12 protein-coding genes and 1 riboswitch are annotated in these 12,266 nt (G+C 69.9%); of the genes, 7 read left to right on the forward strand and 5 right to left on the reverse strand.

Annotated features, from left to right (window positions below; translation table 11 throughout):
* Positions 1-2: 2 nt before the first annotated feature.
* The 4 genes from minC to QN245_RS15525 all read left to right on the forward strand — a co-directional run bounded on the left by minC (position 3) and on the right by QN245_RS15525 (position 2,483).
* Positions 3-764, forward strand: coding sequence for a septum site-determining protein MinC (gene minC / locus QN245_RS15510; RefSeq protein ID WP_160964360.1), 762 nt, complete (start codon positions 3-5; stop codon positions 762-764).
* Positions 765-800: 36 nt separating this feature from the next.
* Positions 801-1,610: a septum site-determining protein MinD gene (minD, locus tag QN245_RS15515; protein ID WP_160964359.1), complete on the forward strand. Its 810-nt coding sequence runs from the start codon at positions 801-803 to the stop codon at positions 1,608-1,610.
* A 2-nt stretch (positions 1,611-1,612) separates the two neighbouring features.
* Positions 1,613-1,870 (forward strand): cell division topological specificity factor MinE, encoded by a 258-nt coding sequence (minE, locus tag QN245_RS15520; protein ID WP_160964358.1) that lies wholly within the window; start codon positions 1,613-1,615, stop codon positions 1,868-1,870.
* Positions 1,871-1,985: 115 nt separating this feature from the next.
* Positions 1,986-2,483, forward strand: coding sequence for a hypothetical protein (locus QN245_RS15525; RefSeq protein ID WP_160964357.1), 498 nt, complete (start codon positions 1,986-1,988; stop codon positions 2,481-2,483).
* Positions 2,484-2,624: 141 nt separating this feature from the next.
* Here the strand turns inward: QN245_RS15525 and QN245_RS15530 are convergent, their stop codons facing one another.
* Both QN245_RS15530 and QN245_RS15535 read right to left on the reverse strand, forming a co-directional pair.
* Positions 2,625-3,941, reverse strand: coding sequence for a sensor histidine kinase (locus QN245_RS15530; RefSeq protein WP_160964356.1), 1,317 nt, complete (start codon positions 3,939-3,941; stop codon positions 2,625-2,627).
* Positions 3,931-4,632: a response regulator transcription factor gene (locus QN245_RS15535; protein ID WP_160964355.1), complete on the reverse strand. Its 702-nt coding sequence runs from the start codon at positions 4,630-4,632 to the stop codon at positions 3,931-3,933. The genes QN245_RS15530 and QN245_RS15535 overlap by 11 nt, the downstream gene beginning before the upstream one ends.
* 349 nt (positions 4,633-4,981) lie before the next feature.
* Between QN245_RS15535 and QN245_RS15540 the strand changes: the two genes are divergently transcribed.
* From QN245_RS15540 to QN245_RS15550, 3 genes are all read left to right on the forward strand, one after another.
* Positions 4,982-5,758: a phosphatase PAP2 family protein gene (locus tag QN245_RS15540; protein ID WP_317843602.1), complete on the forward strand. Its 777-nt coding sequence runs from the start codon at positions 4,982-4,984 to the stop codon at positions 5,756-5,758.
* Positions 5,755-7,416, forward strand: a complete 1,662-nt coding sequence (locus tag QN245_RS15545; RefSeq protein WP_317843603.1) for a phosphoethanolamine transferase — start codon at positions 5,755-5,757, stop codon at positions 7,414-7,416. The genes QN245_RS15540 and QN245_RS15545 overlap by 4 nt, the downstream gene beginning before the upstream one ends.
* Before the next feature lie 126 nt (positions 7,417-7,542).
* Positions 7,543-9,576: a M2 family metallopeptidase gene (locus QN245_RS15550; RefSeq protein WP_317843604.1), complete on the forward strand. Its 2,034-nt coding sequence runs from the start codon at positions 7,543-7,545 to the stop codon at positions 9,574-9,576.
* Positions 9,577-9,605: 29 nt separating this feature from the next.
* On the opposite strand, the gene QN245_RS15555 is transcribed toward QN245_RS15550, so the two are convergent.
* From QN245_RS15555 to QN245_RS15565, 3 genes are read right to left on the reverse strand one after another with little or no spacing between them, the layout of a single operon-like run.
* The gene (locus QN245_RS15555) at positions 9,606-10,136 is read right to left on the reverse strand and encodes a GNAT family N-acetyltransferase (protein ID WP_160964351.1); all 531 of its coding nucleotides are present in this window, start codon (positions 10,134-10,136) and stop codon (positions 9,606-9,608) included.
* 4 nt (positions 10,137-10,140) lie between these two features.
* Complete coding sequence (locus QN245_RS15560; RefSeq protein WP_160964350.1) at positions 10,141-10,554, reverse strand: hypothetical protein; 414 nt, start codon at positions 10,552-10,554, stop codon at positions 10,141-10,143.
* A 50-nt stretch (positions 10,555-10,604) separates the two neighbouring features.
* On the reverse strand, positions 10,605-11,855 hold the full coding sequence (locus QN245_RS15565) for a multidrug effflux MFS transporter (protein WP_317843605.1): 1,251 nt from the start codon (positions 11,853-11,855) through the stop codon (positions 10,605-10,607).
* A 288-nt stretch (positions 11,856-12,143) separates the two neighbouring features.
* Positions 12,144-12,248, forward strand: a riboswitch (glycine riboswitch).
* The last annotated feature ends 18 nt before the right edge of the window (positions 12,249-12,266 follow it).

Below are 12,266 nucleotides of genomic sequence, written 5' to 3' on the forward strand. Positions count from 1 at the left end.
GCGTGTCGTCGGTGAATCTGGATTTCGAGCAGGCCGGCGAACTGAAGATCGGTCAGGTCGGCATCGCCAACCTGCGCGTGCGCACGCTGGACGTGGCGCGGCTGAGCCAGGAGATGCGCGAGCGGGTACAACGTGCGCCCAAGCTGTTCGGCCGTGCCGCGGTGATCATCGATTTCGGCGGCCTGGCGCAGACCCCGGACACGGCCACCGCGCAGGCGCTGCTGGACGGCCTGCGCGACGCCGGTGTACTGCCGGTGGCGCTGGCCTACGGCACCCGCGAGATCGAGGAGCTGTCGGTGGCGCTGGGCCTGCCGCTGCTGGCCAAGTTCCGCGCGCAGTACGAGCGGTTCGATGGCGGCGCGCCCGCTGCGGCGCCGGCTCCGGTCTCGCCGCCGCCCCCGCCTCCGCCGCCACCCGCTCCCACGGCACGGCCGCAACCCGGGCGCATGCAGAAGAGTGCGGTGCGCTCCGGGCAACAGCTGTATGCGGAGAATTGCGACCTGACCGTGGTGGCCACCGTCGGCGCCGGCGCCGAGGTGATCTCCGACGGCAGCATCCACATCTACGGCAGCCTGCGCGGCCGCGCCCTGGCCGGCGCGCAGGGCAACACCGAGGCGCGGATCTTCTGCCGCGACTTCCACGCCGAACTGGTCGCCATTGCCGGCCACTACAAGGTGCTGGACGATATTCCCAAGGAACTGCGTGGCAAGGCCGTCCAGGTCTGGCTGGAGCAGGACCAGATCATGATCGCCGCGCAAGACTGACGCGGCCCAACCACGAACGTATCAGGAGATAGTCCTTTGGCTGAAATTATCGTTGTCACCTCCGGCAAGGGCGGCGTCGGCAAGACCACCACCAGCGCGAGCCTGGCCTGCGGGTTGGCGCGACGCGGCAAGAAGGTCGCGGTGATCGACTTCGACGTGGGCCTGCGCAACCTCGACCTGATCATGGGCTGCGAGCGCCGCGTGGTGTACGACTTCGTCAACGTGGTGCACAACGAAGCCACGCTGAAGCAGGCGCTGATCAAGGACAAGCGCTTCGACAACCTGTTCGTGCTGGCCGCCTCGCAGACCCGCGACAAGGACGCGCTGACCCAGGAAGGCGTGGAGAAGGTGCTCAAGGACCTGGCCGCCGACGGCTTCGACTACATCGTCTGCGATTCGCCGGCCGGCATCGAGAAGGGCGCGTTCCTGGCGATGTACTTCGCCGACCGCGCGGTGGTGGTGGTCAATCCGGAAGTGTCCTCGGTGCGCGACTCCGACCGCATCCTCGGCCTGCTCGACTCCAAGACCCACAAGGCCGAGAACGGCAAGAGCCTGCCCGCGTTCCTGCTGCTGACCCGCTACAGCCCGGCGCGCGTGGAAACCGGCGAGATGCTCAGCATCACCGACGTGGAGGAGGTGCTCGGCCTGAAGGCGATCGGCGTGATCCCCGAATCCGGCGACGTGCTCAACGCCTCCAACAAGGGCGAGCCGGTGATCCTGGACGGCGAATCCCCGGCCGGCCAGGCCTACGATGACGCCGTGGCGCGCATTCTCGGCGAGGAACGTCCGATGCGTTTCATCTCCGTGGAGAAGAAGGGCTTCTTCACCAAGTTGTTCGGAGGGTGAGCATGGGACTATTCGATTTCCTCAAGACCAAGAAGAACACCGCCGAAACCGCGAAGAACCGCCTGCAGATCATCATCGCGCAGGAGCGCAACCACCGCGGCGGCCCGGACTACCTGCCGCTGCTGCAGCGCGAGCTGCTGGAAGTGATCAAGAAGTACGTCAACATCGACGCCGACGCGGTCAAGGTGGACCTGGTCAAGGACGGCGAGCACGACGTGCTCGACATCTCCGTGGCCCTGCCGGAAGGCCCGACGCCCTGAGGCCGTGCGTCGGCCGCGGCAGGCGCCGCGGCTGACGCACCGGTCGCGCCGGCGCGGTGCCCGCCGTGATCGGGCGCGCCCGCCGCGCCCTTTCCGTCCCAACGAAGTCCACCCGATGCAGACCGATACCGCCCCTGCCGCTGACGCCGCCCAGGTGCTGACCGTGGGCGCGATCGGCCTGGACGCGCCGCGCGCGCTGCTGGCCGGCTACGGGCTGGCCCTGCACCGCGTCGCCGACGGCGCCGCCATTCCCGGCAGCTACTGGGGCGAGCCGGAAGCCGGGGTGATCGCCAGCGACGTCTACGTGCGCGACGACACGCCGGTGCATTCGCTGCTGCACGAGGCCTGCCACCTGATCGTGCTGCCGCCGCAGCGGCGCGCGCAGGTGCATACCGACGCCACCGACTCGGTGGAAGAGGAAGACGCCACCTGCTACCTGCAGATCGTGCTGGCCGACGCCCTGCCCGGCGTGGGCCGCGCGCGGCTGATGGCGGACATGGACGCCTGGGGCTACACCTACCGACTGGGCTCCACCCGCGCCTGGTTCGAACAGGACGCCGACGACGCGCGCGCCTGGCTGGCGCAACGCGGGCTGCTGCCGGCGCAGGCTTAGTCACCATTCCGGGCAGGCCGCGTTGGCCCTCCAAGGCCGTCAGGTTTGCGTCGCGTGGCGCGACGATGATGGCCTTGCCGCGCCAACCCAAAAGGCCGCCCCTTTGCGCACGCTTGGGATTTGGTGACAGGCGCTAGCCCGTCACTCCGGCGCAGACGACGGCGGCGACATCCCGGAGCGCTTCAGCGCGCTGCTCAAATCCAGGGTCGCGCGGGTGCCGCTGCCGGCCGGCGAATCCAGGTGCAGCGCCCAGCCCAGGTGCTCGCACAGCCGCGCGATCAGGTCCAGGCCGATGCCGCTGCCCTCGCGGCTGCCGCCGCCGCGCGCCATGCGCATGTAGATCGCGCTGATCTCTTCCGGGCTCATGCCGTGGCCTGGGTCGTCGATGCAGACCACGCCCGGCGCCGGCATGGTGATCTCGATCCGGCCCTTGTCGCTGTTCTCGATGGCGTTGCGCAGCAGGTTGCCGATCGCCACCTGCACGATCGCCAGCGGGGTGAGCACCTCGCACGGCGGCAGCGGTGCCAGCACCAGTTCCAGGCGCTTGTCCGCGCACAGGTGACGATGGTCCTCGACGATCTCCGGCAGCAGCTGGTCCAGCCGCACCAGGTCGTTGCCGCGCGCCAGCCGCGCCGGGTCCTTGGCCAGCACCAGCAGCAGCGAGATCAACTGGCCGACGCCGCTGGCGGTACGGCGGATGCGCAGCAACTGGTTGCGCACGCTGGGCGGCACGTCGTGCTGCTCCAGCGCCAACTCGGCGGCGCCGCCGATCACCGCCACCGGCGTGCGCAGTTCGTGGCTGGTGCTGTCGATGAAGGCGCGCTCGCGCTCCACGAACAGGTCGTTGCGCGCCAGGTAATCGTTCAACGCCTCGGCGATCACCACCTGCTCGGCGCTGGCGCGCGGATGCACCTCGATGCGCTGCCCAGGCCGGTCCGGGCGCAGGCTGCCGATGCGCTGGGCCATGTCGGTCAGCGGCTGCACCACCCGGCCCATGCCCCAGGCCACCAGCGCGCCGAGCAGCAGCACCGCCACCGCGTTGGACACCAACATCCACAGCGCCAGGTTGTCCTCGTGGTCGTGCAGTTCGGTGATGTCCAGCGTCAGCGCCAGGCGGCGGCCGCGCACGTCCTGCACCAGCACCACCTTCTCGCTGCCTTCCAGCTGTACTTCGTCGTGCAGGCCGGGGCCCAGTGCCGCCACTGCCGGCGGCAGCGGCGCCCCGCCCTCGTCGCCGTACAGGCTCACCGTGCGGGTGTCGATCCAGCGGTAGTCCGGATCGGCCGCGCTGCGCGCCAGGAAGTGGTCCAGTTCGGAAGTCAGCAGCGAACGCCAGGTGAGCTGCTCGGCCTGGTCGTTGACGATGTAGCCATGCACGAACACCGCCAGCGACAGCAGCGCCGCGTAGCCCACCAGCCACAGGGTCAGCCGCTGCCGCAGGCCGGCCCTAGTCGGCATGCTCGCCCTCGTGGGGGCCGACCACCGCCAGGCGGTAGCCGATGCGTGGCAGGGTGTGGATCAGCTTGGCCGCGAACGGACCGTCGACGCTGCGGCGCAGGTCGTAGATGTGCGAACGCAGCATGTCGCCGTCCGGCGGCTCGTCGCCCCACAGCGCCTGCTCCAGGCGGTCGCGGGTGACCGCGGCCGGGCTGGCCTGCATCAGCACCTCCAGCAGCTTGCGGCAGGCCGGGTACAGATGCAGGGCACGCCCGCCGCGGGTCACTTCCAGCGTGGACAGGTCCATCTGCAGGTCGCCCACGCGCAGCAGCTTGCTGCGGCCGCGGCCGCTGGCGCGCACCAGCAACGCCTCCAGCCGCACTTCCAGCTCCGGCAGCGCGAACGGCTTGGTCAGGTAATCGTCGGCGCCGGCGCGGAAGCCGGCGATCTTGTCCGGCAGTTCGTCGCGCGCGGTCAGCATGATCACCGGCACGTCGGCATGGTGCTCCTCGCGCAGCGCGCGCAGCACCTGCTGCCCGTCCAGCCGCGGCAGCATCCAGTCCAGGATCAGCGCGTCGTAGCGCTGGGTGGTGGCCAGGTGCAGCCCGGTGACGCCGTCCGGCGCCGCGTCCAGCGTGTGGCCGCGCACCTCGAAATAGTCGAACAGGTTGGCGACCAGGTTCCGGTTGTCTTCTATGACCAGCAGCCGCATGGGGGCGCTCGAATTCGGGGGACGGACCCGCCCATGCTAGCGGAAGCATGTCGGAACGCCGTCAGAACGGCGTCGCGTCTTGATCGAATCTCAATAAAACCTGGAAAGGATCCCAACACGGGGACGTCAGGCTGCCCTCCCCGCACACCGCCGCAGAGGCCCGACCGCGCCGTTTCCCCGCCACGTTCCCATGTCGCCGAGGCCGGTGGCCCGGCGCTTGCATGACGGCGACGGTGCGCAAGCTTTGCTGAAGCCTGGCCCTCTCATCCCGCAGTTCCGACAGCTATCCGACACCTGCAACCCGACCATGCCCCCACTTTCCCGCCGTCCCTGGCCGCCTTCGTCGACCATGCTCAGTACGCCCCTGCGATTGTCCGCTGCGGCGGCGCCCTACAGCGGCGCACGCCGGCACTTCTATCTCTCCCATCTGTGGGTGCCGCTGGCCCTGGTGCTGCTGGCCAGCACCGTGCTGATGGGCCTGGGCGGCGATTTCTGGATCGCCGACCTGCTGTACCGCTGGGAAGGCGGGCAGTGGGCGCTGAAGGATGCGGCGCTGACCCGTAGCCTGATCCACCACGACGGCAAGCTGCTGAGCGCCGCGGCCTGGGCGGTGACCGCGGGCCTGGCGGTGTGGGCCTGGCGCCGTCCCGATGGACGCCGCTACCGGCAGCCGCTGTTGTACCTGCTGCTGGCGGTGGCGCTGAGCACCGGCGTGGTGTCGCTGCTGAAGTCGGTGACCGACATGGACTGCCCCTGGGACCTGCTCCGCTACGGCGGCAATCGGATCTTCGTGGGCCTGTTCGAGACCCGCCCGGTGGGCATGCCGCGCGGGGTATGCTTCCCCGCCGGTCATTCCAGTGCCGGCTATGCCTGGGTGGGGCTGTACTTCGTTGCGCTGGCGCTCAAGCCGGCCTGGCGCTGGCTAGCGCTGGCGATCGGCCTCGGGGGAGGCCTGCTGTTCGGTCTCGGCCAACAGCTGCGCGGCGCGCATTTCATGTCGCACGACCTGTGGACGCTGGCCCTGTGCTGGGGCGTGGCACTGGGCCTGTACCGGGCGATGCTGTGGCCGGGCGCGATGCCGCAGGCCGACCGACGCCTTTCCACCACCAACGATGCCGCCGCATGAGCCGTTCCGCCGCCCCGCCCTCGCCGTCCACCCTGTCCCGCGCCCGCTGGTGGGCCTGGCGTCCGCAGTTGAGCAACGAGATGCTGGCGCTGGCGGCCAGCGCGTTCTTCGCCCTGGCCTGCAACGGCATGTTCTGGCGCAGCGCGATGAGCGGCCATGCCGGCGACATCAAGCTGGCGCTGTCGCTGTTCCTGCTGCTGCTGTCGGTGCACGGCCTGCTGCTAGGCCTGTTGCTGTGGCGCGGCATCGCCAAGCCGGTGCTGACGGTGCTGCTGATCACCACCGCGTTCGCCGCGCACTACATGAACAGCTACAGCGTCTACCTGGACGCGGACATGCTGCGCAACGTGCTGGCCACCGACCACAAGGAATCGCGCGAACTGATGACCACGGCGCTGATCGCGCCACTGCTGTTCTACGCGGTGCTGCCGATCCTGGTGCTGTGGCGGGTGCGGCTGATCCGGCGTTCGCCGCTGAAGGCGCTGGCGATCCGCCTCGGCTTCCTGGTCGGCATGCTGGCGCTGGGCGGCGTCGCCGCGATGCTGTCGTTCCAGGACCTGTCGGCGATGATGCGCAACCATCGCGAGATCCGCTACCTGGCCACGCCGATCAACTACCTGGTCGCGCTGCGGCAGAACTTCAAGTCCGACAGCCCCACGCGCAAGGCGCCGAAGCTGCCGCTGGAACATGACGCCAAGGCCACCGCGCGCGCGCCGGGCAGCAAGCCGCGGCTGCTGGTGGTGGTGCTGGGCGAGACCGCCCGCGCGCAGAACTGGGGCCTCAACGGCTACGCGCGGCAAACCACGCCGGAGCTGGCCAAGCGCGACGTGATCAACTTCCCCGACATGCACTCCTGCGGCACCAGCACCGAGGTCTCGGTACCGTGCATGTTCTCGCCGTTCGGCCGCCACGACTACAACGAGAGCAACATCCGCAAGCACCAGTCGCTGCTGCACGTGCTCGAGCACGCCGGCATCGCCACGCTGTGGCGCGACAACCAGTCCGGCTGCAAGGGCGTGTGCGACGGCCTGCAGATCCAGCACCTGGACGATGCCAAGGATCCGCAACTGTGCAAGGACGGGCGCTGCATGGACGAGATCCTGCTGCAGGACCTGGCCGCGCAGGTGCGCGCCAAGCCCGGCGACCGCGTGGTGGTGCTGCACCAGCTCGGCAGCCACGGGCCCAGCTATTTCGAGCGCTACCCGGCCGGGTTCCGCCGCTTCACCCCGACCTGCGACACCGCCGACCTGGGCAACTGCAGCCGCGAGCTGATCACCAACGCCTACGACAACTCGCTGCTGTACACCGACCACCTGCTGGCGCGCACCATCGACACGCTGCAGGCGATGCCCGACTACGACACGGCGATGATCTACCTCTCCGACCACGGCGAGTCGCTGGGCGAGAAGGGCCTGTACCTGCACGGCGTGCCCTACGCGATCGCGCCGCAGGAGCAGACCCACGTGCCGATGGTGATGTGGTTCTCGCCGGGCTTCGCCAGCGCGCGCGGCCTGGACCTGGCCTGCCTGCAGGCGCGCTCGCGCAAGTACGCCGACCAGGACAACCTGTTCCCGTCGGTGCTGGGCCTGATGCAGGTCAAGACCGGCGTCTACGACCACGCGCGCGACCTGTTCGCGCAATGCGCCAAGCCGCAGTGACTGCCCGCTCACGGGCGGTCATGGTCTGACGGGACACGGCGGCGCGGCCAAGAGCGCGCCGCCCGAACTTGCGGCGTTGCGGGCGGGCCACTAGCCTTCCGGGCAATCGCCCTGCAAGGATTCGCCGTGAACCACCGCTCTCCGCTGCTCGCGCTGTGTCTCGGCGCGAGCCTGCTGATGCTGTCCGCCTGCCGCAAGGAACCCGCGGCCGAGACCGCCGCCCCCGCCACGACCCAGGCCGAGGGCGAGAGCGCCGACCAGTTCGTCGCCCGCATCAACGAGGAGTACCGCGCGCTGCTGCCGGAACTCACCGCAGCGCAGTGGCTGTCGGCCACCTACATCAACGGCGACAGCGAGCGGCTGGCGGCCAAGGCCAACGCGCGCTGGCTGACCACGCTCAACGGCTGGATCGCGCAGGCACGGCGCTACGACGGCAAGCCGATGTCGGCCGACAGCGCCCGCGCACTGCGCCTGCTGCAGCAGATGACCGCGATGCCGGCGCCGCGCGATCCGGCGCGGCTGGCCGAGCTGGCCGCACTGGCGACGAAGATGGAAGGCGCTTACGGTGCCGCCTCCTACTGCACCGGCGAGGGCGATGCGCGCCGCTGCCGGCAGTTGGGCGAACTGGAAGACGTGCTGCGTCGCAGCCGCGACTACGACCAGCAACTGGATGCCTGGCAAGGCTGGCACGCCGCCGTGCAGCCGATGCGCAAGGACTACCAGCGCTTCGTCGAGCTGGTCAACGAAGGCGCGCGCGACATGGGCTACGCCGACACCGGCGCGCTGTGGCGCAGCGGCTACGACATGCCGCCGGCTCAGCTCGCCGCCGAGACCGACCGGCTCTGGACCCAGGTCAAGCCGCTGTACGAACAGCTGCACTGCTACGCGCGCGGCAAGCTCGACGCCGAATACGGCAAGGACAAGGGCGAACTCGCCGGCGGCCTGCTGCCGGCGCACCTGCTCGGCAACATGTGGCAGCAGGACTGGAGCAACCTGTGGGACCTGCTGCAGCCCTATCCCGGCGCCGGCAGCCTGGACATCACCGACGCGCTGGAGCGGCAGTACCAGGGCAATTTGAGCGCGGCACTGGCGCGGCGCAACGGCGACACCTCGGCGGAGGCGCGATTCATGGCCCAGCGCGAGGCGCAGTTGCTCAGCGCGCAGCAGATGACCGAGCGCGCGCAGGATTTCTACACCTCGCTGGCGATGCCCAAGCTGCCCGACAGCTACTGGACGCGCAGCCAGTTCATCAAGCCGCTGGACCGCGACGTGGTCTGCCATGCCAGCGCCTGGGACATGGACATGGCCGGCGACGTGCGCACCAAGATGTGCGTCAAGCCGAACGAAGAGGACTTCACCACCATCTACCACGAACTCGGCCACCTCTATTACGACCTGGCCTACAACCCGCTGCCGCCGCTGTTCCAGGGCGGCGCCAACGACGGCTTCCACGAAGCCATCGGCGACACCGTGGTGCTGGCGATGACCCCGCAGTACCTGCATTCGATCGGCCTGGTCGACGCGCCGCAGGTCGGCCGCGAAGCGCTGATCAACGCACAGATGCGCATGGCCCTGAGCAAGGTCGCGTTCCTGCCGTTCGGGCTGATGATCGACCGCTGGCGCTGGGGCGTGTTCGACGGCTCGATCGCCCCGGACCGCTACAACCAGGCCTGGTGGGAGCTGAAGGCCAAGTACCAGGGCGTGGCGCCGGCGACACCGCGCGGCGAGGACTTCTTCGACCCTGGCGCCAAATACCACGTGCCGGCCAACACGCCGTACACGCGTTACTTCCTCTCGCATATCCTGCAGTTCCAGTTCTACAAGAGCCTGTGCGACGCCGCCGGCTACAAGGGCCCGCTGTACGAGTGCACCTTCTACGGCAACAAGGAAGCCGGGCAGAAGTTCTGGTCGATGCTGCAGCGTGGCGGCAGCCAGCCATGGCAGGCCACGCTCAAGGAACTGACCGGCAGCGAACGCATCGACGCCGGCCCGCTGCTGGAATACTTCGCGCCGATGCAGGAGTGGCTCAAGCAGCAGAATCAGGGGCGGATGTGCGGGTGGGAAGCGTCGGCGCAGAGGCCGACACAAACCACCGCCCCCGCTTCTCCCACGCCTGCTTCTCCCACGCCCGCCCCGACGACGCCAGCACCTCGGCGCTGAGCACTGCCAGCGCAGGCGCCGCCATCAGCTCAGTCGTCGGCCAGCCGCGCCCAGCGCTCGTGGTCGCGCCATATCCCGCCGATGCGCAGGTAGCGCGGCGAATAGCCCTCGTGGCGGAAGCCGGCGCGCTTGGCCAGGGCCAGCGAGCGGGCATTGTCCGGCTGGATGTTGGCCTCCACCCGGTGCAGCCCCAGCTCGCCGAACGCGTAGGCCACGCACAGGCGCAGCGCATGCGTCATCAGTCCGCGGCCTTCGCAGCCGGCCATGGCGTGGTAGCCGAGATAGGCGCTCTGGAAGCAGCCGCCCATCACCTGGCTGAAGGTGAACAGGCCGGCGAGCGCGCCGCTGCTGCGTTCGCGCGCCAGCAGCGCGATGTTGCTGCCGTCCAGGGTCTGCGCGTACCAGGCCTCGAAGCCGGGCACGTCGGTGAACGGATAGCTCCACGGGTGATGCAGGGCGACGCTGGCGCGGTGCGCCTGGACCAGCGCGATGCCGTCACGGCGCCGCACCCGCGCCAGCGACACGGCCTCCTGCGCAGCCTGGCCGGCACTCTGGCCCATGGGCTCAGGCCGGGGCCGCCGCGCCGCCGTCGTCGCGGCCCATGACCTGGGCGTGCCGCGACTTGAACTCGTCGAAACTCAGGCCCTGCGCCTGCGCATCGGCCTGCGCGGCGTCCTTCAGCGCGTCCGAGTACATCAGCCGCACCGGCGTGCCGGCACGCTCGTGCAATTCTGCCGCCTGCATGATCAGCGACAGCACCTGCGCGGCGCTCTCGCTCTGCCCGGCGATGCGCCCGTCCATGCCCAGCACCCACTCGCCGTCGCGGCGCACGATGCCGGCCAGCAGCGTGCGCTGCTGGTCGCGCAGCTCCGCGTGCGGTTCGATGGGCGCGGCCGGCGCGGCGCCCTCGGCGCGGTGGCGCAGGCGCTCGGCCAGCTTCTTGCGCAGATCGCGGCGCTGCTTGGACTCGATGGACATGCGGTTTCCTCAGCGATGACCCGACGACGATAGCCCAACTGCGGCCATGCTCACAGCGGGTCGGCCGGTTCGAGGCGCGGTACCTGCGCATCCGGCCGCGGCAGGCGCTTGCCGCTGCGCCGCTCCCAGCGCCAGAAGCCCCAGCCGAGCAGGAAGAACGCGCCCGAGCCCAGCGCCAGGTGCAGGGCGTGGCCGCTGAGCAGCGGCGACAGCACGCCGGCCACCAGCACGGTCACCATCAACTGGGTGAAGGCCTGCAGCGACGAGGCCAGCCCGCGCTGGCGCGGATACATGTCCAGCACCGCCAGCGCCAGGATCGGGAAGATCAGCGCGGTGCCCAGGCCCGCGAAGAAGATCGGCAGCACCGCCCACGGCAGCGCGATGGCCGGCGCCAGTGCGGTGTAGGCGATGTTGCCGATCATCGACACGCCGCAGCAGACGAAGCCGAAGCGCACTTGGCGCATCGGCCCCAACCGCCCGGCCATGCGCCCGGACAGGAACGCGCCCAGGGTCATGCCGCCGATGGTGGGGATGAACAGCCAGGCGAAATCGCGCTCGGTCTTGCCCAGCAGCTCGATCATGAACACCGGCGCCGAGGCGATGTACAGGAACACCCCGCCGAAATTGAACGCACCGGCCGCGGCCAGGCGCTGGAAGCGCGGATTCAGCGCGATGCCGATGTAGTCGCGCAGCAGCGTGCGCGGCGCCAGCGGCGTGCGCGCCTGCGGCGGATGCGTCTCCGGCATCCAGCGCAGGGTGGCGACCAGCAGCAGCGAGGAGAAGCCGACCAGGAACCAGAAGATCGTCGGCCAGCCGCGGCCGCTGCCCAGGATCCAGCCGCCGATGATCGGCGCGATCGCCGGGGCGATGCCGAAGATCATCGACACCTGGCTCATCAGCCGCTGCGCGTCGTCGCCGTGGAACAGATCGCGGATCACCGCGCGGCCAACGATCATGCCGACGCCGGCCGAGACGCCCTGCAGCGCGCGGAACGTCAGCAGCGTCGGCAGGTCGCGCGACAGCGCGCAGCCGGCCGAGGCGAGGATGAACACGATCAGGCCGGCGACGATCACCCGCCGCCGCCCCAACGCGTCGGACAACGGTCCGTGCGCCAGGCCCATCACCGCATAGGCGAACAGGTACACGCTCACCGTCTGCTGGATCGCCACCGGATCGGCGTGCAGGCGCTGCGCCAGCTGCGGGAACGCCGGGAAGATGGTGTCGATGGAGAACGGGCCGAACATCGCCAGCCCGGCCAGCAACAGGGCCATGCGGCGCGTGGACACGGACGGGAGCGTCATGGGGACATCATCCTGAGAGCCGGCCGCGGCGGCCACAGGGCGGGCGCACACGCGACAGCGCCGTCCGGCATGGACGGGCGCGAGAAAAGGGAGTGCGGCCATGATACGCGCTGCGGCCGCATGCGCGCATCCGCCGCGGCGTGCCCATTCAGGCTGGTGTGGGCGCGCGCGGCCCGTCGTGGGGGGCGCCGGCCACGCTATAATCGCCGCGCAGCATGGTGGGAGAAGCGGGGCGACCCGCTGCCGAAGGCGCAAACGCCCGTAATCGCTCAGGCCCGATACCACCCGCACCAAGACTCTGGAGAGACCGGTCAAACCCGGCGCCGAAGGGGCACGAAGCGCAGCGCCAGCCGCCGCTTCCAAACTCTCAGGCAAAAGGACAGAGGGGCATTGGGAGGACGCGCGCTTCCC

Origin of the sequence: Xanthomonas rydalmerensis, from assembly GCF_033170385.1 — a bacterium.
GTDB lineage: Bacteria > Pseudomonadota > Gammaproteobacteria > Xanthomonadales > Xanthomonadaceae > Xanthomonas_A > Xanthomonas_A rydalmerensis.

What these genes read in the sequence shown, in the direction of transcription:
- minE (WP_160964358.1), top strand. Translation starts at nt 1,613, where the DNA reads ATGGGACTATTCGATTTCCTCAAGACCAAGAAGAACACCGCCGAAACC.
- QN245_RS15525 (WP_160964357.1), top strand. Translation starts at nt 1,986, where the DNA reads ATGCAGACCGATACCGCCCCTGCCGCTGACGCCGCCCAGGTGCTGACC.
- QN245_RS15530 (WP_160964356.1), bottom strand. Translation starts at nt 3,941, where the DNA reads ATGCCGACTAGGGCCGGCCTGCGGCAGCGGCTGACCCTGTGGCTGGTG.
- QN245_RS15535 (WP_160964355.1), bottom strand. Translation starts at nt 4,632, where the DNA reads ATGCGGCTGCTGGTCATAGAAGACAACCGGAACCTGGTCGCCAACCTG.
- QN245_RS15540 (WP_317843602.1), top strand. Translation starts at nt 4,982, where the DNA reads ATGCTCAGTACGCCCCTGCGATTGTCCGCTGCGGCGGCGCCCTACAGC.
- QN245_RS15545 (WP_317843603.1), top strand. Translation starts at nt 5,755, where the DNA reads ATGAGCCGTTCCGCCGCCCCGCCCTCGCCGTCCACCCTGTCCCGCGCC.
- QN245_RS15555 (WP_160964351.1), bottom strand. Translation starts at nt 10,136, where the DNA reads ATGGGCCAGAGTGCCGGCCAGGCTGCGCAGGAGGCCGTGTCGCTGGCG.
- QN245_RS15560 (WP_160964350.1), bottom strand. Translation starts at nt 10,554, where the DNA reads ATGTCCATCGAGTCCAAGCAGCGCCGCGATCTGCGCAAGAAGCTGGCC.
- QN245_RS15565 (WP_317843605.1), bottom strand. Translation starts at nt 11,855, where the DNA reads ATGACGCTCCCGTCCGTGTCCACGCGCCGCATGGCCCTGTTGCTGGCC.